The 22,862-nt window shown below is 73.6% G+C and carries 12 protein-coding genes, 1 tRNA gene and 1 pseudogene; 10 read left to right on the forward strand and 4 right to left on the reverse strand.

What is annotated here, in order from left to right; translation table 11 throughout:
* Window positions 1-4: 4 nt before the first annotated feature.
* Entirely contained in the window at window positions 5-1,771 is a 1,767-nt protein-coding gene (locus ACGH2B_RS21970; protein ID WP_399092498.1) for a beta-galactosidase family protein, read from the reverse strand.
* 139 nt (window positions 1,772-1,910) lie between these two features.
* On the opposite strand from ACGH2B_RS21970, the pseudogene ACGH2B_RS21975 reads away from it, so the two are divergent.
* The 5 genes and pseudogenes from ACGH2B_RS21975 to pyk form a co-directional block, all read left to right on the forward strand.
* Window positions 1,911-2,780, forward strand: a pseudogene (locus ACGH2B_RS21975) (helix-turn-helix domain-containing protein); the annotation flags it as partial.
* 256 nt (window positions 2,781-3,036) lie between these two features.
* Window positions 3,037-5,670, forward strand: coding sequence for an aminopeptidase N (gene pepN / locus ACGH2B_RS21980; RefSeq protein WP_399092501.1), 2,634 nt, complete (start codon window positions 3,037-3,039; stop codon window positions 5,668-5,670).
* Between the two features lie 1,402 nt (window positions 5,671-7,072).
* Window positions 7,073-8,683 (forward strand): pyridoxal phosphate-dependent decarboxylase family protein, encoded by a 1,611-nt coding sequence (locus ACGH2B_RS21985; RefSeq protein ID WP_399092504.1) that lies wholly within the window; start codon window positions 7,073-7,075, stop codon window positions 8,681-8,683.
* Window positions 8,683-10,095, forward strand: a complete 1,413-nt coding sequence (locus tag ACGH2B_RS21990; RefSeq protein ID WP_399092507.1) for a lysine N(6)-hydroxylase/L-ornithine N(5)-oxygenase family protein — start codon at window positions 8,683-8,685, stop codon at window positions 10,093-10,095. The genes ACGH2B_RS21985 and ACGH2B_RS21990 overlap by 1 nt, the downstream gene beginning before the upstream one ends.
* 154 nt (window positions 10,096-10,249) lie before the next feature.
* A complete protein-coding gene (gene pyk / locus ACGH2B_RS21995) occupies window positions 10,250-11,686 on the forward strand; it encodes a pyruvate kinase (RefSeq protein ID WP_399092510.1) in 1,437 nt (478 codons plus the stop codon).
* A 246-nt stretch (window positions 11,687-11,932) separates the two neighbouring features.
* On the opposite strand, the gene ACGH2B_RS22000 is transcribed toward pyk, so the two are convergent.
* Window positions 11,933-12,007 (reverse strand) — tRNA-Leu (locus ACGH2B_RS22000).
* A 95-nt stretch (window positions 12,008-12,102) separates the two neighbouring features.
* Here ACGH2B_RS22000 and ACGH2B_RS22005 point away from each other — a divergent pair.
* A complete protein-coding gene (locus tag ACGH2B_RS22005) occupies window positions 12,103-12,780 on the forward strand; it encodes an ANTAR domain-containing response regulator (RefSeq protein ID WP_399092513.1) in 678 nt (225 codons plus the stop codon).
* Window positions 12,781-12,889: 109 nt separating this feature from the next.
* Here the strand turns inward: ACGH2B_RS22005 and ACGH2B_RS22010 are convergent, their stop codons facing one another.
* Window positions 12,890-13,363 (reverse strand): PaaI family thioesterase, encoded by a 474-nt coding sequence (locus ACGH2B_RS22010; RefSeq protein ID WP_399092516.1) that lies wholly within the window; start codon window positions 13,361-13,363, stop codon window positions 12,890-12,892.
* An 82-nt stretch (window positions 13,364-13,445) separates the two neighbouring features.
* Window positions 13,446-15,752 carry an FdhF/YdeP family oxidoreductase gene (locus ACGH2B_RS22015; RefSeq protein WP_399092519.1) on the reverse strand — a complete coding sequence of 769 codons (2,307 nt, stop codon included), beginning with the start codon at window positions 15,750-15,752 and terminating at the stop codon, window positions 13,446-13,448.
* 270 nt (window positions 15,753-16,022) lie between these two features.
* Between ACGH2B_RS22015 and polA the strand changes: the two genes are divergently transcribed.
* The 4 genes from polA to ACGH2B_RS22035 all read left to right on the forward strand — a co-directional run bounded on the left by polA (window position 16,023) and on the right by ACGH2B_RS22035 (window position 22,583).
* Complete coding sequence (gene polA, locus ACGH2B_RS22020) at window positions 16,023-18,761, forward strand: DNA polymerase I (RefSeq protein ID WP_399092522.1); 2,739 nt, start codon at window positions 16,023-16,025, stop codon at window positions 18,759-18,761.
* 680 nt (window positions 18,762-19,441) lie between these two features.
* Complete coding sequence (locus tag ACGH2B_RS22025; protein WP_399092525.1) at window positions 19,442-21,289, forward strand: lytic transglycosylase; 1,848 nt, start codon at window positions 19,442-19,444, stop codon at window positions 21,287-21,289.
* A 128-nt stretch (window positions 21,290-21,417) separates the two neighbouring features.
* Window positions 21,418-21,552, forward strand: coding sequence for an SPW_0924 family protein (locus tag ACGH2B_RS22030; RefSeq protein WP_399092528.1), 135 nt, complete (start codon window positions 21,418-21,420; stop codon window positions 21,550-21,552).
* Between the two features lie 44 nt (window positions 21,553-21,596).
* On the forward strand, window positions 21,597-22,583 hold the full coding sequence (locus ACGH2B_RS22035) for a DUF3068 domain-containing protein (RefSeq protein ID WP_399092531.1): 987 nt from the start codon (window positions 21,597-21,599) through the stop codon (window positions 22,581-22,583).
* The last annotated feature ends 279 nt before the right edge of the window (window positions 22,584-22,862 follow it).

The following is a 22,862-nucleotide window of genomic DNA, read 5'->3' on the forward strand; positions in this document are numbered from 1 at the left end:
CGGCTCACGGCACCAGCCGCACCGCCCCCGCCCCCTCCGCCCCGGCCAGTTCCAGCAGCAGGACCTCGTTCGGGCCCTCGCGCAGCACCGGGCCGGGCACGTACAGGGTGTGCTGCGGGCCGGCCGACCAGTAGCGGCCCAGGGGGAAGCCGCCGAGCCAGGCGAAGCCGCGGGTCCAGCCGGGGAGTTCGAGCCGGGCGTCGCCGGTGCGGCCGGGCGGGACGGTGACCGTGCCGTGGTGCAGGCCGCGGGCGCCGGGGCGGGGCGGGGCGAAGGGGAGGCGGGCCACGGCCGCGGCGTCCTCGAACGCGTCGAGGCGCAGGCCGCGGGCGCGGACGCCGTGCAGATACTGGCGCTCGTGCAGCACCCCGCCGGTGAGGCCCTTGGGTTCGCCGAGGCGGGGGCCGTAGTTGACCCGGCCCAGGGACTCCACCCACAGCTCCACCTCCGCCGGGCCCGGTACGTCGCCGAGCAGCGCGTCCTCGGTGTCCAGCTCCGGGCCCGGCACACCGTCCACGAACGTCACGGCGCGATCCCGCAGGCCGCGGACCCGCAGCGGGTACGGCTGCCGGGGGCCGGGGACCCGCAGCCGGTAGCGGACCAGCCCGCGGTCCACGTCCAGCTCCTCGAAGGCGGGCGGGACGGGCGCGGTCACCTCCGGGCCGCCGAGCACGTCCAGGACCGCGCCGGGCGCCGCCCATCCGTCCAGGCGGACGTCGGCGGGCGCGCCCAGCACCGGCCAGGGCGCGGGCGGCTCGGGCGGCGGGGTGTCCGCGTACGGGGCGAGAGCGTCGCGGAAGAGGGCGAACTTGGCGGTGGGGCGGCCGCGTTCGTCGATCGGGGCGGCGTAGTCGTAGGAGGTGACGGTCGGCTCCAGCGGGCCGTCGTGCAGCGCGCCCGCGCGGTTGGCGCCCGCGTGGCCGCCGAAGCTGGTGCCGCCGTGCGCCATGTAGAGGTTGACGGACGCGCCGCACTCCAGGGCGGTCCGCAGCTCCCGCGCCGCGCGCCGCGCGTCGTCCGGCGCGGGCGTCTCGCCCCAGTGCGCGAACCAGCCGCACCACAGCTCCGCGCAGAACAGCGGACCGGACGGCCGGTGGCGGCGGAGCGCGGCGAACGCCTCCCGGGCGCCCGAGCCGAAGTTCACCGCGGCGAGCACGCCGGGCAGCGAGCCGCCGGTCAGCATGTGGTCCTCGGGCCCGTCCGAGGTGAACAGCGGCACCGTCACCCCCCGCTCGCGCAGCAGCCGCGCCAGCCACGCCAGGTAGCCGGTGTCCGACCCGTAGGAGCCGTACTCGTTCTCCACCTGCACCAGCACCACCGGGCCGCCGGTGGTGCACTGCCGGGAGACGATCTGCGGCAGCAGCGCCGTGAACCAGCGCTCCACCGCCCGCAGATACTCCGGGTCACAGGTCCGTACGCGGCGCCCCAGCGGTCCGGTCAGCCAGTGCGGCAGCCCGCCGTTCTCCCACTCGGCGCAGATGTACGGACCGGGCCGCACGATCGCCCGCAGTCCGGCGCGCCCGGCCGCGTCCAGGAACCGGCCCACCGCCGCGACGTCCCGCAGCTCCCCGGGGCGGGGCTCGTGGAGGTTCCACGGGACGTACGTCTCCACGCAGTTCAGGCCCAGTGCGCGCAGCATCGCGAGCCGGTGGTCCCACTGCGCCTCGTGCACGCGGAAGTGGTGCAGTGCGCCGGAGAGCAGCCGCACCGGCCGCCCGTCCAGCAGGAAATCCCGCTCGCCCACCGTGAATCCGGCCGCCTCGTACGCCACCGTGCCGCCCGCCCTCCGTCGCCGCCGTCCGTGCCGCCCACCCTCGCCCCCTGGCCAGGCGGCGGTCCATGGACAAAGATCGGCGCTGTTTGGACGGAGCGGCGGCGGACCGTACGGGCGGCCCGCGGGAGGGCCGGAGATGTACCACACCTGGATGCGCTACTTCACGCCCACGCCGCTCCACCACCGTCTCGGCCTGGTCTGCCTGGGCGTCGGCCTCCAGCACGGCACCCTGCCGCCGGTCGGGCCGCGCACCCTGGACCACCACGTCGCGCTGGTCATCAGCGCCGGACGCGGCTGGTACGCGGGGCCCGACGGCCGGATCCAGGAGATCACCGCCCCCGCCCTGCTGTGGCTGCTGCCGGGCGTCGTCCACCACTACGGCGCCGATCCGGACAGCGGCTGGGACGAGAGCTTCGTCGACTTCACGGGACCGGCCACCGCCACCTACCGGGAGCTGGGGTACATCGACGCGGACCGCCGCCCGGTGCCGCTCACCGACACCGTCGCGGCGCGCGCCGCCGTCGGCCGGATCGCCCGCGCCGCGCGCCGCGACAACCCGCTGCTGGAGGTGGAGACCTCCGCCGCCGTCCACGAACTCCTCGTGGCGCTGCGCCGGGCCCGCGCCGGGAGCGACGCGGACGGCGACCCGGTGCTGCGGGCGCTGGCCCGCGACGCCTTCGCACCGCTGACGGTGGCCGGGCACGCGGCCCGTAACGGCATGACCCCGGCCGCGCTGCGCGCCGCGGTGCGCGACGCGGCCGGGTGCACGCCCAAGGACTATCTGCTGGGCATCCGGCTGGGCCGGGCCAAGGAACTGCTGGCGGCGACGGAGCTGCCCGTCGCCGCCGTGGCCCGCCGGGTCGGGTACGACGACCCGGCGTACTTCAGCCGGCTGTTCGCCCGCCGGGTCGGCGTCTCCCCGGTCCGCTTCCGCGAGCGGCAGGGGCGCAGTGTGCCGGGCGGCTGGTCCGACACGGTGCCGGACCCGGACGATCCGCCGGTGCTGCGGTCAGGGGGAGACCTCCTCCAGCGGCCGGTCGCGGGTCTCCTCGGCGAAGAGGGCGGCGGCCGGCGCACCGGCGGCGGCGACCGCGGCGGGCGTTCCGAACGCCGCGGGCAGCCCGGGGAGGCCCGCCCTCCGCCGCGGACCGGACGTCCGCGCGGCAGCGGGACCACCCGCCCACACGGCCACGGAAGCTCCCCGTCCGCGAAGTTGTCCACACCCCGTGCGGCCGAACGGGGGTGTACGGCAGCATGAGCCCATGCCCGCACTCCAGCGCGACGAGGCGCAGACCCGAGCCGGACTCCTCGACGTCCGCCACCACTCCATCCACCTCGACCTCACCCAGGGCGAGAAGCACTTCGGCTCCCGCGCCGACATCCGCTTCGCCGTCCGCGACGGCGCCCCCGTCACCACGTTCTTCGAGGCCAAGCCCGCCGCGCTGCGCTCCGTCACCCTCGACGGCACCCCTCTCGACCCCTCCCTCCTCGACGACAACCGCTTCCCGCTCACCGGCCTCGCCCCCGGCGAACACGAGCTGTGCGTCGAGGCCCGTATGTCCTACTCCCGCACCGGCGAGGGCATGCACCGCTTCACCGACCCCGCCGACGGCGAGAGCTACGTCTACACCCAGTTGTTCATGGAGGACGTCCAGCGCGTCTTCGCCACCTTCGACCAGCCCGACCTCAAATCCGTCTTCGCCCTCACCGTCACCGCCCCCGAGGAATGGTCCGTCCTCGCCAACGGCGTCACCACCCACGAGGGCGGCGGTGTCTGGCGCGCCGCCCCCACCCCGCCGCTCTCCACCTACCTCGTCGCCGTCGCCGCCGGCCCCTGGCACTCCGTCCGCACCGAGCACGCCGGGCTGCCCTTCGGCATCCACTGCCGCCGCTCCCTCGCCCCGTACCTCGACGCGGACGCCGAGGAGATCCTCGACCTCACCCGCCGCTGTTACGACCGCTACCGCGACCTCTTCGACGAGCCGTACCCCTTCGACTCCTACGACCAGGCGTTCGTCCCCGAGTTCAACGCCGGCGCGATGGAGAACCCGGGCCTCGTCACCTTCCGCGACGAATTCGTCCACCGCTCCGCCGTCACCGACACCGAACGCCAGACCCGCGGCATGGTCATCGCCCACGAGATGGCCCACATGTGGTTCGGCGACCTCGTCACCCTCCGCTGGTGGGACGACATCTGGCTCAACGAGTCCTTCGCCGAGTACATGGGCTACCAGGTCCTCTCCGAAGCCACCCGCTTCACCGACACCTGGGTCGACTTCGGCACCGTCCGCAAGAGCTGGGGCTACGAGGCCGACCAGCGCCCCTCCACCCACCCGGTGGCCCCCGCCCCCGAGGACGTCCCCGACACCGCCTCCGCCCTCCTCAACTTCGACGGCATCTCCTACGCCAAGGGCGCCTCCGCCCTGCGCCAACTCGTCGCCTGGATCGGCGAGAAGGACTTCCTCGCCGGTATCAACGACCACCTCACCCGCCACCGCTTCGGCAACGCCACCCTCGCCGACTTCCTCGACTCCCTCGCCCGCCACACCGACCGCGACGTCCCCGGCTGGGCCGCCCGCTGGCTGCGCACCACCGGCCCCGACACCCTGACCGCCACCGTCGAACCGCAGGGCGACACCTGGCAGCTCGCCCTCACCCACCACGGCAGCCGCCCGCACCGCATCGCCATCGGCCTCTACGACCAGGACACCGCCGCCTCCGCGGGTGCGCCCCCCGCCCCGCCCCGCCTCGCCGCCCCCACGACCACGCGCGTCACCCCTCCCGCCCCTGCCCCCCTCGCCCTGCGGGACCGCTTCGAGGTCGACATCCCCCAGGACGAAGGCACCACCCGCCACACCCTCCCCGGGCCCGTCCCCGCCCTCGTCGTCCTCAACGACGGCGACCTCAGCTACCTCAAGATCCGCCTGGACACGGCCTCCTGGGAGACCGTCGCCCGGTCCCTGTCCGGCATCCCCGCCGCCGACGGCGGCGCGCTCACCCGGGCCGTGCTGTGGACGGCCGCCCGCGACATGGTCCGCGACGGCGACCTCGCTCCCGCCGCCTACCTCGACCTCGTCCGCCGGCACCTGCCCGCCGAGCCGGACCCCGCCGTCGTCGCCGGAGTGCTGCGGTTCGCCCGCACCCCCGTCGCCGACCGCTACCTCCCCGCCGCCGAACGCCACGCCGCACTGGGCACCCTCACCGCCCTGAGCCGCGACATCCTGCGCCACACCGAAGGCGCCACCGACCTCACCGCCACCAGCCTGCGCCTGATCGCCGTCCGCGCCTTCATCGACAACGCCACCTCACCCGAGGGCATCCAGGACTGGCTCGACGACGGCAGCGTCCCCGGCGGCCCCGGCCTCGACCCCGAACTGCGCTGGCGCATCCTCGCCCGCCTCGCCACCCTCGGCGCCCTCGCCCCCGAGCACATCGACGAGGAACTCGCCCGCGACCCCAGCGCCACCGGCACCGAGGGCGCCGCCCGCTGCCGCGCCGCCCTGCCCGACCCGGCCGCCAAGGAAGCCGCCTGGCAGGCCCTGTTCACCACCGACGCCGACGCGGCGCCCTCCAACTACCTCTTCACCGCCACCGCCACCGGCTTCTGGGCCCCCGAACAGCACGACCTCCTCCGCCCCTATGTGGCCCGCTTCTTCACCGACGCGGTCACCCTCGCCACCCACCGCGGCCCCGCCCTCGCCGAAGCCGCCACCCGCCACGCCTTCCCCACCCCCTTCATCGACGACGAAACCCTCCACCTCGGCCACGCCTGCCTCGCCACCGACACCCCCACCCCCGCCCTGCGCCGCGGCCTCACCGACCAACTCGACGACCTGGCCCGAGCCCTGCGCATCCGAAAAGCACAGCCTTCCGCCGACCGGGCCCCCGAAGCCTGACCTGGTTCTCCCGCAGGGCGGACCGACGAACGGCACGGGGCGCCGGCCTCACGTCCGCCCTGCCTTGAGCCGCCCCCGGCCTGCCTTCCGGCCTGTCCGGCCGGTCCTCCGGCCTGTCCGGCCGGTCCTCCGGCCTGTCCTGCCCGTCCTCCGGCCTGTCCCGGCTCGCCCTCTGGCCTGCGCTGCCCGTTCTCCGGCCTGCCTCGGCTCGCTTTCCGGCCTGTCCTGCCCGTCCTCCGGTCCGGGCCTACCCTGGCCCGTTCTCCGGCCTGCCTCGGCTCGCTTTCCGGCCTGCGCTGCCCGTTTTCCGGCCTGCCCGGCCCGCCTTCCGGCCTGTCCGGCCGGTCCTCTGGCCTGTCCCGGCTCGCCCTCTGGCCTGCGCTGCCCGTTTTCCGGCCTGCCTCGGCTCGCTTTCCGGCCTGTCCTGCCCGTCCTCCGGTCCGGGCCTACCCTGGCCCGTTCTCCGGCCTGCCTCGGCTCGCCTTCCGGCCTGCCCGGCCCGCCTTCCGGCCTGTCCCGGCCCACCCTCTGGCCTGGGGCAGGCCCGCCCTTGGGGCAGGCCCGCCTCGGTCCACTTGGCTCCCGCAGGCGCGGCCCGCCCCGCCTGCCCGATTCGCCGGCTTCCCGGCCCGAGACCCCGGCCGCTCCGTAGATACGGACGCGGGGCACCCGATCGGGCCCGCGATACGCGAGTCGCCCCCCTCGGCCTGGACATGACGGCTCGCCTTCCTCGGCCCGGACATACATGCGCGGGGCACCCCATCGTTCCGAGGCCGCACCCCGGCCCCACCCACGAGGTACAAGCCCCCACCCGGAGCCACCCCGGGCCCCGCCCCCGTCTTCCTCCCCGTCGACCGCCGACCCCACGGCGCCCCACTCACCAGGCAGGCCCCACTCCGTAGACCGCCAGGCCCGACGCACCCCCGCCCCGGGCCACACCGCCCAGACCGTCAGGCATGAGGCCGCACCGCCCCACCGGCCGCCCGGCCTGACACACCCACCTCACCTCGCCCGCCGCGCCCCAGGCCACCACGCCCGCCGACCGCCAGGCATGAGCCCCCCACCCCGCCTCGCCCGCCGCGCCCCAGGCCACACCACCGCCCCACCGCCCGCCAGGTACGAGCCCACCCCACCTCACCTACCGCCGGGCCCCGCCCCCCGCTCTCCCCACGAGGGACCGCGCAGCAGCCGGCCACGACATCGCCCTCCGGCCCCCGCCCCCATTCCGCCGCGCCCCACCCGAACACCTGCGGCACTCGCCTCCCACGAATGGGTGGAACCACCGCCCCCGGTGGCTACGTACCGTACGAGGAAAGTAACTTAGGGCCGCCTAATGACGGGCCGTCCGCGAGACGCGGGACGGCCGCTCCCACACCAACTCCCCACATGGAAGGGCACGTTCATGCCTGTGCCCGCCACCGACGCCGCCCTCGCGGGCGGTATCGAAGGCCCCCGCGCGCTCCGTCCCCTCCTCGACACCGTCCTCGGCGCCCTCGCCGACGGCGCCGCGGACCGCGCGGGCCCCCTCCCCGCAGGCGGACCGGACGCCGTCGCCCGCGCCGTCCGCACCGCCTGCGCGCCCCTCCTGCCCGACGACGGCGACGGCGCGCACACCGCGCTCGCCACCCTCATCCGCACCCTGGCCGCCGGCGCCGCCGACCCCGCCGATCCGCACTGCGCGGCCCATCTGCACTGCCCGCCGCTGGCCGTCGCCGCCGCGGCCGATCTCGCCGCGTCCGCCCTCAACCCCTCCATGGACTCCTGGGACCAGGCCCCCGCCGCCTCCGCCCTCGAAGCCCTCGCCACCCGCGAACTCGCCGCCCTCGTCTTCCCCCACGCGCCCCGGCCCACCCCGTCGAAGGACGACGCCCACGCGCCCGGCGACGGTCCGGACGCCCTGCTCACCACCGGCGGCACCGAGTCCAACCAACTCGCCGTGCTCCTCGCCCGCGAAGCCGCCCGCGCCACCCGGCCCGCCCAGGGGGAGCGGTACGCCGGGGGAGCGCGGCACCCCGTGGCGGCCGCCCGCACCCGCGAGCCCCGCACCGCGGGCGGCCCGGCCCCGGCCACGACCGCCCTCGCCCCCGCCATCGGCGCCCAGCGCCGCCCCGCCGACGCCCTCCCGCCACCCGCCGCGGCGGACGCGCCCCCGCTCCGTATCGTCTGCGGCGCCAACGCGCACCACAGCATCCACCGCGCCGCCTGGCTCCTCGGGCTCCCCGCACCCGTCACCCTCCCCACCCCGGACGGCGTCCTCGACCCCGCCGCCGTCGACGCCGCCCTCGCCCGCCTCCACGGCCCCGTCCTGCTCACCGCCACCGCCGGCACCACCGACTCCGGCGCCCTCGACCCGCTCGGGGCCCTCGCCGACCTCGCCGACCGCCACGGCGCCCGCTTCCACATCGACGCGGCCTACGGCGGCGCTCTCCTCTTCAGCGACGCCCACCGCGGACTCCTCACGGGCCTGGACCGCGCCCACACCGTCACCCTCGACCTGCACAAACTCGGCTGGCAGCCGGTCGCCGCCGGACTCCTCGCCGTCCCCCGCACCGCCGATCTCGCCCCCCTCGACCACCGCGCCGACTACCTCAACGCCGACGACGACACCGAAGCGGGCCTGCCCGACCTCCTCGGCCGTTCCCTGCGCACCACCCGCCGCCCCGACATCCTCAAGGCGGCCGTCACCCTCAAGGCCCTCGGCCGCCGCGGCATCGGCGATCTCGTCGACCGGACCCTGGCCGCCGCCACCACCCTCGCCGACCTCATCGAGGACCACCCCCACCTCGAACTGCACTCCCGCCCCACCCTCACCACCGTCCTCTTCCGCCCCACCGGGGTGGACGACGCCACCGTCGCCGCGATCCGCCGCACCCTCCTCGCCGACGGGCACGCCGTCCTCGGCCGCGCCGCCACCTCCACCGGACTCTGGCTCAAGGCCACCCTCCTCAACCCGCACACCGACGCCGGTGACCTCGCCCACCTCCTGAAGCTCGTGGAAGGCCACATCCCCTGATGACCACCGCGCACCCGGCCGGCTCCGCAGCCCCCACCGACCCCCTCGACCTGGCGGGCATCGGCATCGGCCCCTTCAACCTCTCCCTCGCCGCCCTGGCCCAGCCCCTGACCGGCCTGCGCACCGCCTTCTACGACCAGCGCCCCGCCTTCCACTGGCACCCCGGCCTCCTCATCGACGGCGCCACCCTCCAGGTTCCGTTCCTCGCCGACCTCGTCACCCTCGCCGACCCCACCAGCCCCTGGAGCTTCCTCAACTACCTCCGCGGCCGCGACCGCCTCTTCCCCTTCTACTTCGCCGAGCGGTTCCACATCCACCGCACCGAGTACGACGCGTACTGCCGCTGGGTCAGCGAGAACCTCCCCGCGCTCCACTTCGGCCACCAGATCGACGCCGTCCGCTGGAACGCCCCCCACGCCGTCTTCGAGATCGACTACACCCGCCTCGGCGCCGACGGTGAAGCCGAGGCCCTGGGCCGCGGTCACGCCCGCAACCTCGTCCTCGGCATCGGCACCGCCCCGTACGTCCCCAAGGCGCTGCGCCCCCTCGCCGAGGCCCCCGCCGCGCCGGTCCTGCACTCCGCCGACTACCTCGACCACCGGGAGCGGCTGCTCGCCGCCGACCACGTCACCGTCGTCGGCGCGGGCCAGTCCGGCGCCGAGATCTTCCTCGACCTGCTGCGCGCCCGCCCCGAGGGCCGCGAACGCCTGCACTGGCTCGCCCGTACGCCCGCCTTCGCGCCCATGGAGTACAGCAAGCTCGGCCTCGAACACTTCACCCCGGACTACACCCGCTACTTCCACGCCCTGGCCGAACCGGTCCGCGACGCCCTCGTCCCCGGCCAGTGGCAGCTCTACAAGGGCATCGACCACGACACCCTCGCCGCCATCCACGACGAGCTGTACCGCCGCACCCTGCACGGCGGCTGGCCGGACGCCGTCCTCACCCCGGGCGTCCACGTGGCGGCCGCCGACCGCACCCCGGGCGGCGGCGTCGAACTCCACCTCACCCACCCCGAACAGGACACCCGCACCCGCCTGACCACCGACGCCGTCGTCCTCGCCACCGGCTACCGCGAACGCCGCCTCGACACCCTCCTCGCCGCCCTCGACCCGTACATCCGCCGGGACGCCGCGGGCCGCCCCCGCATCGACGCCGACCACCGCATGGTCCTCGACCCCGCCGTCACCGGCGCCGTCCACGTCCAGAACGCCGAACGCCACAGCCACGGCGTCGGCACCCCGGACCTCGGTCTCGCCGCCTGGCGCAGCGCCACCATCCTCAACTCCCTCACCGGCGACACCCCTTACCCGCTGCCCGACCGCACCGCCTTCACCACGTTCGGCCTCCCGCACCCCACCGGTCCCGCAGCCGTCACCCCGCCCCGGACGGCCCCCGCCCACCACGCCTGACGCGGCGTCATATGACATCCGCGCGCCCCGCCCGCCGCTCATCGGAGCGGCGGGCCGCGCATTTCAATAGTCGTCAACAGCCTTTCATCCAGCGGCCGTTGGGCAGTCATCGAGGCACCGTTCTCTACCAGTGGGTACGGCATAGGGTCGCCTCATGCGCCGAGCGAAAATCGTTTGCACACTGGGACCGGCCACCGACACATACGAGCAGATCAAAGACCTCGTCGTCGCCGGTATGGACATCGCACGCCTCAACCTCAGCCACGGCGGCTACGCCGATCACGAAGCGCGCTACGCACGGGTCCGCGCGGCGGCCGAGGACACCCACCGCAGCGTCGGTGTCCTCGCCGACCTTCAAGGTCCGAAGATCCGCCTGGGCCGTTTCCGCGAAGGCCCCGTACTTCTCGAACGCGACGACACGTTCACCATCACCGTCGACCCCTCCGTCGAGGGCGACCGCCACCTCTGCTCCACCACCTACGACGGCCTCGCCGCCGACGTCACCACCGGCGAACGCATCCTCGTCGACGACGGCAAGGTCACCCTGGAGGTCACCGGCACCGACGGGCCCCGCGTCCACACCCGGGTCATCGAGGGCGGCATGGTCTCCGACCACAAGGGCCTCAACCTCCCCGGCGTCGCCGTCTCCGTCCCCGCCCTCTCCGGCAAGGATCAGGACGACCTCCGCTGGGCGCTGCGCACCGGCGTCGACCTCATCGCCCTCTCCTTCGTCCGCAGCGGTCACGACATCGAGGACGTCCACCGGATCATGGGCGAGGAGGGCCGCTTCCTCCCCGTCATCGCCAAGATCGAGAAGCCGCAGGCCGTCGAGAACATCGACGACATCGTCGCCGCCTTCGACGGGATCATGGTCGCCCGCGGTGACCTCGGCGTCGAAATGCCGCTGGAGGCCGTGCCGGTCGTCCAGAAGCGCGCCGTCAAGCTGGCCAAGCGCAACGCCAAGCCGGTCATCGTCGCCACCCAGATGCTGGACTCGATGATCGACAACTCCCGGCCCACCCGCGCCGAGGCGTCCGACGTCGCCAACGCCGTCATCGACGGCACGGACGCGGTGATGCTCTCCGGTGAGACGAGCGTGGGGAAGTACCCCACCGAGACCGTCCGCACCATGAGCCGCATCGTCACGGCGGCCGAGGAGGACATCCTCGCCAAGGGCCTGCCGCCGCTGACCGACCGCAGCAAGCCCCGCACCCAGGGCGGTGCCGTCGCCCGCGCGGCCGCTGAGATGGGCGACTTCCTCGGCGCGAAGTTCCTCGTCGCCTTCACACAGTCCGGCGACACCGTCCGCCGGCTCTCCCGCTACCGCTCGCCCATCCCGCTGCTCGCCTTCACCCCCGACCCGGCGACCCGCTCGCAGCTCAACCTCACCTGGGGCGTGGAGACTTTCCTCGGTCCGACCGTCGCCTCCACCGACGAGATGGTCGCGCAGGTCGACGAGCAACTGCTGAAGATCGGCCGCTGCGAACGGGGAGACCTCGTGATCATCACCGCCGGTTCGCCGCCCGGGGTCCCCGGCTCCACCAACCTCGTCCGCGTCCACCGCATCGGCGAGGACGACGGCGGGAAATAGCCGCCGCTCCGCCGGAGGAAACAACCGTCCGTGCGCGGGCGTTGATGCCGGGCCGAGGTTCTGACCGCCGTTCCTGTCAGCGCTTCGGCCCTCTGCGTGCCCGCGGCGGGAAACCGGTACGTACCGCCGTACGGGGAAAGGGGCACCGGGTCTCTCGCGAGGGGAGGGCTACCGGGCGCGCTCGTCACGACGGGTGAAGATCACCGATCGGCGGAGCGAGGACTGGCCTTCAAAAGTGAGGCGAAGTGCCCTGGGTGGGATTCGAACCCACACTGTCGGTGGTTTGAGCACCGTCCCTCTAACCGGTTGGGGTACCAGGGCCTTGGGAATCGAAGGCTGAGGAGCCCCCGTCGTGCTCCCACCATACAGGAGCTGGGTACGCTAAAGGGGCACCACCTGCCTGAACGAGGAGACCCGTGAGCGCCGCCGAGCCCGAGCAGCCCGCCGCCGATGATGACCGGTCGCACGTCCCGCCGCTGACGACGCGCGTCGTGATCGCCGAGGACGAGGCCCTCATCCGTCTCGACCTCAAAGAGATGCTGGAGGAGGAGGGCTACACCGTTGTCGGTGAGGCCGGTGACGGGCAGAAAGCCGTCGAACTGGCCCGTGAACACCGCCCGGATCTGGTCATCCTCGACGTGAAGATGCCGATCCTGGACGGCATCTCCGCCGCCGAGCGGATCGCCGGGGAGAGCATCGCCCCCGTCCTGATGCTGACCGCCTTCTCCCAGCGCGAGCTGGTGGAGCGTGCCCGGGACGCGGGCGCGATGGCCTATCTCGTCAAGCCGTTCTCCAAGAGCGACGTCGTCCCGGCCATCGAGATGGCGGTCAGCCGCTTCACCGAGCTGAAGACGCTGGAGAAGGAGGTCGCCGACCTCACCCAGCGGCTGGAGACCCGCAAGCTGGTCGACCGCGCGAAGAGCATCCTGCAGACCCAGTACGGGCTGACCGAACCGGCCGCGTTCCGCTGGATCCAGAAGACGTCGATGGACCGCAGGCTCTCCATGCAGCAGGTCGCCGAGGCGGTCATCGAGGACGCCGAGGAGAAGAAGCAGAAGGGCCAGAAGGAGCCGAAGGACCAGCCGGGGCAGTAGCCCGGAGTGTCCGTCCGCGTGGCCCCGTCACCGTCGTACGGTACGGGGCCACGCGTGTGTCCGGGACGGTACCGGGCCGTGCGGTCGAGGGCGGCGGGCGGGCGCGCCCTCAGCTCCGGTAGGCGTCCTCGGGGGCGTCCCGGAGCATGCAGGTCAGGCGGGCGGTGCAGACCCGCTTGTCCGCCTCGTCGGTGATCACGATCTCGTACGTCGCGGTGGACCGTCCCCGGTGCACCGGGGTGGCGACGCCGGTCACCAGGCCCGAGCGGACCCCGCGGTGGTGGGTGCAGTTCAGGTCCACGCCGACGGCCAGCTTCGACGGGCCGCCGTGCAGCATCGCGCCGACCGACCCGAGGGTCTCCGCCAGCACCGCGGACGCGCCGCCGTGCAGCAGCCCGTACGGCTGGGTGTTGCCCTCGACCGGCATCGTGCCGACGACACGGTCCGGACCTGCCTCGATGACCTGCACGCTCATCCGGCTGCCGAGATGCCCGGCGGAGAAGAGCGACGGCAGATCGAGGCCGGGCCCGGCCCACTGGTCGAGGACCTCCTGCGGGAACGTGGTGGTCTGCTGCGTGCCCAAGTGCTCGCTCCGTCCGCTCGTCCGTGCTGATCGGTGATCCGGATGTTCCTATCAGCCCGGCCCGGAGCCGCCGGGCCCGGGGTCACCGCTCCGGGGCCCCGCCAGCCCTGTTGTCCTGTGGCCGCTCCAGCCGGATCACCACGGACTTCGACGCCGGGGTGTTGCTGGTGTCGGCGGTGTGGTCGAGCGGGACGAGCACATTGGTCTCGGGGTAGTACGCCGCCGCGCAGCCCCGCGCGGTGGGGTAGTGCACCACCCGGAATCCGGGCGCGCGGCGCTCGCTGCCGTCCGTCCACTCGCTGACCAGGTCGGCGTAGTCACCGTCGGCGAAGCCGTGCTCCCGGGCGTCCTCGGGGTGGAGCAGCACGACCCGGCGGCCGTTCTTGATGCCGCGGTAGCGGTCGTCGAGGCCATAGATGGTGGTGTTGTACTGATCGTGCGAGCGCAGCGTCTGGAGCAGCAGCCGGCCCTCGGGGACGTGCGGGTACTCCACGGGCGCCGCCGTGAAGTTGGCCTTCCCGGTGGCGGTGGGGAAGCTGCGGCTGTCCCGGGGCGCGTGCGGCAGGGTGAAGCCGCCGGGGCGGGCGACCTTGGCGTTGAAGTCCTCGAAGCCGGGGATGACCCGGGCGATGCGGTCGCGGATCGTCCCGTAGTCGCGGGCGAACTCCTCCCACGGCGTACGGCTCCGCTCGCCGAGGACGCGGCGGGCCATCCGGGCCACGATCGCGGTCTCCGACAGCAGCCGCGGACCGGCCGGGGCCAGCCGCCCCCGGGAGGCGTGCACCATGCCCATGGAGTCCTCGACCGTCACGAACTGCTCGGCGCCGCCTCGCACATCGCGCTCCGTACGGCCCAGCGTCGGCAGGATCAGCGCCCGCGCGCCCGTCACCGCGTGCGAGCGGTTGAGCTTGGTGGAGACGTGCACCGTCAGCCGGGCGCGCCGCACCGCCGCCTCGGTGACGTCGGTGTCGGGGGTGGCCGAGACGAAGTTGCCGCCCATCGCGAAGAACACCTTGGCGTCGCCGTCGCGCAGCGCCCGGATGGCCCGGACGACGTCGTAGCCGTGCTCCCGGGGCGGCGCGAAGCCGAACTCCTTCTCCAGGGCGTCGAGGAAGGCGGGCGCGGGCCGCTCGAAGATGCCCATGGTGCGGTCGCCCTGGACGTTGCTGTGCCCGCGCACGGGGCAGACCCCGGCACCGGGGCGGCCGACGTTGCCGCGCAGCAGCAGGAAGTTGACCACCTCGCGGATGGTGGGCACCGAGTGCTTGTGCTGCGTCAGGCCCATCGCCCAGCACACGATGGTGCGCCGCGAGGCGAGGACCATCTCCGCCGCCGCGTCGATCTCCTCCTGGCGCAGCCCGGTGGCGCGCAGCGTCTCCTCGGGGTCGGTGGCGCGCGCGGCGGCCGCGAACTCCTCGAAGCCGTGCGTGTGCGCGTCGATGAACTCCTGGTCGAGCGCGCCCTCGGTCTCCAGGACACGCCGGCACAGCGCACGGAAGAGCGCCTGGTCGCCACCGATGCGGACCTGGAGGAAGAGGTCGGTCAGCGCCGTGCCGCCGCCCGCCAGACCGCGTGGCGTCTGCGGGTTCTTGAACCGCTCCAGACCGGCCTCGGGCAGCGGATTGACGGAGATGATCCGCGCGCCGCCGGCCTTCGCCTTCTCCAGCGCGGTCAGCATCCTGGGGTGGTTGGTCCCGGGGTTCTGCCCGGCGACGATGATCAGGTCGGCCTTGTAGAGGTCCTCCAGCAGCACGCTGCCCTTGCCGACGCCGAGGGTCTCGGTCAGCGCGGAGCCGGACGACTCGTGGCACATGTTGGAGCAGTCGGGGAGGTTGTTCGTGCCGAACTCGCGGGCGAAGAGCTGGAAGAGGAAAGCGGCTTCGTTGCTGGTGCGGCCCGAGGTGTAGAAGACCGCCTCATCGGGCGATCCGAGGGCCGTCAGCTCCTCGCCCAGGATGTCGAAGGCGCGCTCCCAGGAGACCGCTTCGTAGTGCTCGGCGCCCTCGGCGAGGTACATGGGGTGGGTCAGCCGGCCCTGCTGGCCGAGCCAGTAACCGCTGCGTCGGGCGAGGTCCGCGACGGGGTGCGCGGCGAAGAACTCCGGGGTGACGCGGCGCAGTGTCGCCTCCTCCGCGACGGCCTTGGCGCCGTTCTCGCAGAACTCCGCGGTGTGCCGCTGCTCGCCCTCGGGCCAGGCACAGCCGGGGCAGTCGAAGCCGCTCTTCTGGTTGACGCGCAGCAGCGTCAGGGCCGTACGGCGCACGCCCATCTGCTGCTGCGAGATGCGCAGCGCGTTGGTGATCGCGGGGAGGCCGACGGCGGAGTGCTGGGGTGCGCCGACCTCGGGCGCGTCCTGAACCGGATCGGATGCGGGCGGCTTGCCTGCCATGACGCTCTCCCTCGGGCCGTGGGCCGCCCGGCGCACGGAGGCCGGGCCGGATCGTTGCCGTGCACATCCGATCCTGTCATGGACCGCGGCGGGCGGGCAGAGCCTGTGGACAACGCCGCGACGGCGGGACGGACGCCTTTGGAAAACTCCGCGCGGAGCCCGCCGCGGGCGGGGTTGGGCCACCGGCCGCCGCCCCGCTCCCGGCCGCCCGCGCGCCGCCCGTCACGGTCGCGGCGTGGATTGTCAGTGGGGCGTGGCAGGATCGGGGGCGTGGCAGCAAAGGCAGCGAAGAAGAGCGAAACGACCGGCACCGCAGCGGTGGGGGACGACCGTCCCCGCCTGCTCCTGATGGACGGGCACTCCATGGCCTACCGGGCGTTCTTCGCCCTGCCCGTGGAGAACTTCACCACCGCCACGGGGCAACCGACCAACGCGATCTACGGCTTCGCGTCCATGCTCGCGAACACCCTGCGTGACGAGGCGCCCACCCATTTCGCGGTGGCCTTCGACGTCTCCCGCAAGACCTGGCGCTCCGAGGAGTTCCCCGAGTACAAGGCGAACCGCTCCAAGACGCCCGACGAGTTCCGCGGCCAGGTCGAGCTGATCGGCGAGCTGCTGGACGCGATGCACGTCAAGCGCTTCGCCGTCGAGGGCTTCGAGGCCGACGACGTCATCGCCACGCTCACCCAGCAGGCCACCGCCGAGGGCTTCGCCGTCTCCATCGTCACCGGCGACCGCGACTCCTTCCAGCTCGTCACCGACGACGTCACGGTCCTCTACCCCACCAAGGGCGTCTCCGAGCTGACGCGCTTCACCCCGGAGAAGGTCGTCGAGAAGTACGGCCTGACCCCCGCCCAGTACCCGGACTTCGCGGCGCTGCGCGGCGACCCGTCGGACAACCTCCCCGGTATCCCCGGCGTCGGCGAGAAGACCGCCGCGAAATGGATCAACCAGTTCGGTTCCTTCGCCGAGCTGGTGGAGCGGGCCGAGGAGGTCAAGGGCAAGGCGGGCCAGAACTTCCGCGATCACCTGGAGGCCGTCAAGCTCAACCGACGGCTGACGGAGATGATCCGCGACGTGGAGCTGCCCTGTGGCCCCGGTGAGCTGGTCCGCGAGGCGTACGACCGCGAGAAGCTCACCGCGTTCCTCAACGGCCTGGAGATCCGTAACCAGGGTCTGCGCGACCGGCTGCACGCCGTCGATCCGGGCGCGGACCAGGGCGCCGACGAGCCCGCCGCGGCCGGCGGCGTCGAGGTGGACGGCACCGTCGCCGGCGCCGGTGAGCTGGCCCCCTGGCTCGCCGAGCACGGCACCGGCCCGCTGGGCGTCTCCACCGTCGACGTCTGGTCCCTGGGCAGCGGCAGCGTCGCCGAGATCGCGCTGGCCACGGCCGGGGGCCCGGCGATCTGGTTCGACCCGGCGCAGCTCGACGAGGCCGACGAGCGGGCCTTCGCCGCCTGGAGCGCCGCCGCCGACCGCCCCAAGGTCATGCACAACGCCAAGGGCCTGATGCGGGTCTTCGGCGAGCACGGCTGGCGGATCGACGGCGTCACGATGGACACCGCCCTCGCCGCCTACCTCGTCAAGCCCGGCCGCCGCTCCTTCGCTCTCGACGCCCTCTCGGTCGAATATCTCGGCCGCGATCTGGCCCCGGCCGCCGAGGCGGGCGGCCAGCTCGCGTTCGGCGCCGACGAGGAGGCCGAGGCCGACGCCCTGATGGCCAAGGCCCGTACGGTGCTGGATCTCGGCGCCGCCTTCGAGACCCGGCTCGCCGAGGTCGGCGCCGCCGAGCTGCTGCGCGACGTCGAGCTGCCCACCAGCGCCCTGCTGGCCCGTATGGAGCGCGACGGCATCGCCGCCGACCGCGGCTGGCTGGAGCGGATGGAGCAGCAGTTCGCCGGGGCGGTGCAGCAGGCCGTCCAGGAGGCGCACGCCGCGGCGGGTCACGAATTCAACCTCGGCTCGCCCAAGCAGCTCCAGGAAGTGCTCTTCGGGGAGCTGGGCCTGCCGAAGACGAAGAAGACCAAGACCGGCTACACCACCGACGCCGACGCCCTGGCCTGGCTCGCCGCCCAGACCGAGAACGAGCTTCCGGTGATCATGCTGCGCCACCGCGAGCAGTCCAAGCTGCGCGCCACGGTCGAGGGCCTGATCAAGACCATCGCCGCGGACGGCCGCATCCACACGACGTTCAACCAGACCGTCGCCGCCACCGGCCGCCTCTCCTCGACCGACCCCAACCTCCAGAACATCCCGGTCCGCACCGACGAGGGCCGCGCCATCCGCCGCAGCTTCGTCGTCGGCGAGGGGTACGACACCCTGCTGACGGCCGACTACAGCCAGATCGAGCTGCGGGTGATGGCCCACCTCTCCGAGGACGAGGGCCTGATCGAGGCGTTCACCTCCGGCGAGGACCTGCACACCACCGTCGCCTCGCACGTCTTCTCCGTCGCCAAGACGGAGGTCGACCCGGAGATGCGCCGCAAGATCAAGGCGATGTCGTACGGCCTGGCCTACGGCCTGTCGGCGTTCGGGCTCTCGCAGCAGCTCGGCATCCAGCCGGACGAGGCGCGCAAGCTGATGGACAACTTCTTCGAGCGGTTCGGCGGTGTGCGGGACTACCTCCAGCGGGTCGTGGAGGAGGCCCGCGCCACGGGATACACCGAGACGATCCTCGGCCGCCGCCGCTACCTCCCCGACCTCAACAGCGACAACCGCCAGCGCCGCGAGATGGCCGAGCGGATGGCGCTGAACGCCCCGATCCAGGGCACCGCCGCCGACATCGTCAAGATCGCGATGCTGAAGGTCGACGAGGCGCTGCGGGCGGCCGGACTGACGTCCCGGATGCTGCTCCAGGTGCACGACGAAATCGTGGTCGAGGTGGCGCCCGGCGAGCGCGAGCAGGTCGAGGAGCTGCTGCGCCGCGAGATGGCGGACGCGGTCGAGCTGCGCGCCCCGCTGGACGTCTCCATCGGCGTCGGCACGGACTGGGAGTCGGCCGCCCACTGACGGCCCGTCGGCCACGGTCGCGCCACCCGCCGTGGCCGCTGGACCGGCTCCTCCCAGGCTCTGCCGCACGCCCCTCCGACCTGCTTCCTTCCGCAGGCCGGAGGGGCGTCGGGCCTCCCTGTCCCGCCAAGGTTCCCGGGTCTCACGGGGGCTGTCGCCCGCCGTGCCTCCGGATGGTCCAGGACGGCAAGAACGCGTTCCCGGTACCGGCGGCCTGATGAGCAGGCCGGAGGCCGTTGTCTTCCCGGTCCGGATCGCGACGGCCGACGGCCGACAGGCACGTGACGGGGCTTTCCTGAAGCGGCCGGCGAGTTCTTGAACGTACCGAATCCCGGAAAGGGGCAGAGCGTGCAGTGGGGTGGCCCGGGGCGCGACCGGGCGCCGCTCCCGCCCCGTGCGGCTCGCCGCGCCTGCCTCGCCGCTCCCGCCCGTGCGGCTCGCCGCGCCCGCCTCGCCGCGCCCGCCTTGCCACCTCCGTCGCCGTGCCCGCCCGGCCCTCGCCCGAGCGTGAACGACAAGTGATCGATAAGTGGTCAATTCTGACCGATACGGTTCACCATCTCGGCCGAGGATGGCGGTAGATGTGCGTCTCAAGGTGTCGTAGTGTCGCGTCCGTTGGCGCGCAGGGGAGCACGCAAACGGCGGCTCCGGCGCGGTCCACCACGGAGGGGGAGGCACGCATGGCAGCCACGTTCGGGCGGCGGGTCCGCCGAGGAGCCGGGTCGGCGGCGATCGCGGCCCTGGTAGTGGCCGCCCTGACGGCTTCTCAGGCCCCGGGCACCGTCGAACGCGCCGAGGCCCGGGAGCGCCCGCCGCAGCCGCCCGCCGACTTCACCGTCGACGGCGACTCGCCGTACTACACGGATCTGCCGCCGCTCAACAGCCCCGTACCGCCCGACGGTTCGGGGAAGAAGCCCGGCGGTTCACACGGGAAGCCCGGCCGGCCGGTCGTCACCGGGCCCGCCGAGGCCGGAATCCCCGCCACCGTCCTCGCCGCGTACAAGAAGGCCGAGGCGAGTGTCGGCGCCACCGATCCCGGCTGCCGCCTGCCGTGGCAGTTGCTCGCCGCGATCGGCAAGGTGGAATCCGGTCAGGCGCGCGGCGGCGCCGTCGACTCCGAGGGCACCACCCTGCGGCCCATCGTCGGCCCCCAGCTCAACGGCAAGGGCTTCGCCCGTATCACCGACACCGACCAGGGCCGTTACGACGGTGATCTCACCCATGACCGTGCGGTCGGCCCGATGCAGTTCATCCCGTCGACCTGGTCCCAGGGCGGCCCCGACGGCAGCGGATGGGGCGCTGACGGCAACGGCGACGGCAAGAAGGACCCCCACAACGTCTTCGACGCGGCGCTCGCCGCCGGCCACTACCTCTGCGGCGGTGGCCGCGACCTCTCCTCCGCCCGCGACCTGGACCGTGCCGTCCTCGGCTACAACCACTCCCAGGACTACCTGCGCACCGTCCTGTCCTGGTACGCCTTCTACCGCAAGGGCACCCACGAGGTCCCGGACGGCACCGGCGTCCTGCCCGCCCGCCACCGCGACGGCGGCACCGTCCGCCCCGGGACCGGACCGTCCGGACCCGGCCGCACACCGGACGACCCCACGAAGGGCGCCGCGAAGAAGCCCGGCAAGAAGCCCGGAAAGGCCCCGGCCAAGGACCACGACAAGAACCGGCCGGACGCGCACGACCCGTCCCCGGGCGGCACGCCGCCGGCCACCGGTGGCACCCCGGGCGACTCCGGCAACAACGGCACGGGCGGCACCAGCGACACCAAGCCGCCCACGGACCACTCCGACCCCGCGCCCCTCACCGCCCTCGTACGGACCGGGGACAAGGACCTCACCGCCACCACGGGCGAGAAGTTCACCACCCCGCCCCAGGTACGCGCCCAGGACGCCGCCGGTGAACCCGTCGCCGGCGCCCCCGTACGGTTCACCGTCACCGGCACCACCGGCAGCCGCTTCCCGGACGACGCCACCGACGTCACCGTCACCACCGGCAAGGACGGTCTGGCCACCGCCCCCGAGCTGTGCGCGGGCGACAAGGCCGGAACGTTCACCGTCCGCGCCACCGCCGTCGGCCGCGCCGTGCCGCCCGTCGACTTCTCCGCCACCGTCGAGGCGCCGCCCGCCCCGAAGGCCGACACCCTCACCCGCACCTCGGACAAGGCGCTGACCGTGACCGCGGGCGACAGCTACGCCGCGGGCAGCATCGCGATCAAGGCGAGCCACCGGGGCGAGCCCGTCGCGGGCGTCCCCGTCACCGCCACCATGGTCACCGGCGCCCCCGACCTCCCCGTCCCGAACCTCACCGGCCCCTACTTCGCCGACCCCCAGGACGGCGAGGCTCCCGGGGGCGCCGCGCGCCGCACCCTCACCGGCCTCACCACCGACGCCCACGGCCTGCTGAAACTCCCGGAGATCCGCACCGACGCCGACCACACCGGCACCTTCCGGCTCCGGCTGACCACCGACGACGGCGCCGTCCTCACCCTCGAACTCAAGGTCACGGCCCCCACCGGCTGACCGTCACCGCGCCGCCACCGCCGCCCCGCCCACCCCGGGCAGGGCGGCGGTGTCACGTGTTCTCATCTCGGCCGCCCGTTGCTACGGTGCCCCCTCCCTGACGACGCATCAGCTCCCGGGAGCCGCCCATGCGCGCCCTCACCGCGGCCGCCACCGGTCTCGCCGCCGCCCTCCTCCTCGTCCTGGCCCTCACGGCGATCGGCGCCCCCGACGGCACCACCTCCCCCAAGCCGCTGCGCACCACCGTCCCCGCCCACCCCTGACGGCACGGACGCCGCACACCCCGCAAGGGAAGGGACGCACCGCCATGCGCCGCAAAGCCAGCCTGATACTCCTCGCCGCCGCCGTCTTCTGCACCGCGCTCTCCCCGCTGCTGCGCTGGTACGCCTTCCCGCGTCTGGCGAAGATCCCGCCCAGCCAGTACCAGGACACCGTCCTGGTCGCCGAGCCCGCCACCCTCGTCGACTACGGCACCATGAAGGCGAAGAAGGTCCCCAGGCTCACCGTCGTCCAGACCCTCAAGGGCGACGTCGCCGCCGCCGACCGCATCGAGCGCACCGCGGACCGCGACGTCGTCGTCTGGGACACCCTCACCTACGTCGCCGGGCCCGATGGAAAAAGGGTCTCCCAGATCCCCGAGCGCTACATCTTCGACGCCCACAGCCAGGAACCGGTCCACGCCACCGGCGAAAGCGTCGACGGCGACGCCGTACGCCGCGACGGCATCGAGTACAAATGGCCCTTCCTCGTCGAGAAGCGCGACTACGCCTACTTCGACGCCCAGACCCGCACCTCCGCCCCCATCCACTACAAGGGCACCCGCACCTTCCACGGCATGGAGGTCTACTACTTCGAGCAGACCATCCCCTGGACCGAGGTCGCACTGCCCAAAAAACTGCCGGTCAAGGGCGTCACCGCGGACTCCGTACGGAAGATGGGCACCGCCCGCTGGTACACCACCAAGCGCATGTTCTGGGTCGACCCGGTCACCGGCGCACCCGTCAACGGCGAGGAGATCCACAAGGAGGAGCTGCGCGGCGGCGACCTGCTCCCCGGCGGCGGCAAGGTCACCGCCTTCGCCGGACACGTCAAGATGCGCCCCGACTACGTGGACGCCGTCGTCGACCTCGTCTCCTCCCAGCGCACCCTGGTCCTCCTCCTCACCAGCTACCTGCCCTGGGGCTTCCTCACCCTCGGCCTCGCCCTCCTCGCCCTCAGCCTCACCCTGGAGGCCCGCTCCCGCCCCACGGGCCCGCCCCCCACGGCACGGCCCGTTGTCAGTGGGGGACCGTAGGGTGAAACGGAGAGAGGGGAGGAGAGGGGAGGGGAGTACGGATGAACGCACCGCCGTCGCGGTCGAGTTGACCGGCCACAGTGCCACCCGGCGAGCCTCGTGCGGCGTCTCATACGCGACTGTCTGACGGCCCGGTCCCGCCTGCGTCTCCCCGGTGTCCAGCACGTCGCCGGGCATCCGATGGGCGTTCCCGACCGGGCCGGTTGTCCGTCACCCCGTTACAGCGAAGGCCCCGTCCGGCACGCCGCCCGCCGCCACCGTCCCTGCCGGAGCGACCCT

Source organism: Streptomyces sp. BBFR2 (assembly GCF_044497305.1).
GTDB lineage: Bacteria > Actinomycetota > Actinomycetes > Streptomycetales > Streptomycetaceae > Streptomyces.

Coding starts and splice junctions, on each gene's coding strand:
- ACGH2B_RS21985 (WP_399092504.1), top strand. CDS start 7,073: ATGCCTGTGCCCGCCACCGACGCCGCCCTCGCGGGCGGTATCGAAGGC.
- pyk (WP_399092510.1), top strand. CDS start 10,250: ATGCGCCGAGCGAAAATCGTTTGCACACTGGGACCGGCCACCGACACA.
- ACGH2B_RS22030 (WP_399092528.1), top strand. CDS start 21,418: ATGCGCGCCCTCACCGCGGCCGCCACCGGTCTCGCCGCCGCCCTCCTC.
- ACGH2B_RS22015 (WP_399092519.1), bottom strand. CDS start 15,752: ATGGCAGGCAAGCCGCCCGCATCCGATCCGGTTCAGGACGCGCCCGAG.
- ACGH2B_RS22025 (WP_399092525.1), top strand. CDS start 19,442: ATGGCAGCCACGTTCGGGCGGCGGGTCCGCCGAGGAGCCGGGTCGGCG.
- ACGH2B_RS21990 (WP_399092507.1), top strand. CDS start 8,683: ATGACCACCGCGCACCCGGCCGGCTCCGCAGCCCCCACCGACCCCCTC.
- ACGH2B_RS22035 (WP_399092531.1), top strand. CDS start 21,597: ATGCGCCGCAAAGCCAGCCTGATACTCCTCGCCGCCGCCGTCTTCTGC.
- pepN (WP_399092501.1), top strand. CDS start 3,037: ATGCCCGCACTCCAGCGCGACGAGGCGCAGACCCGAGCCGGACTCCTC.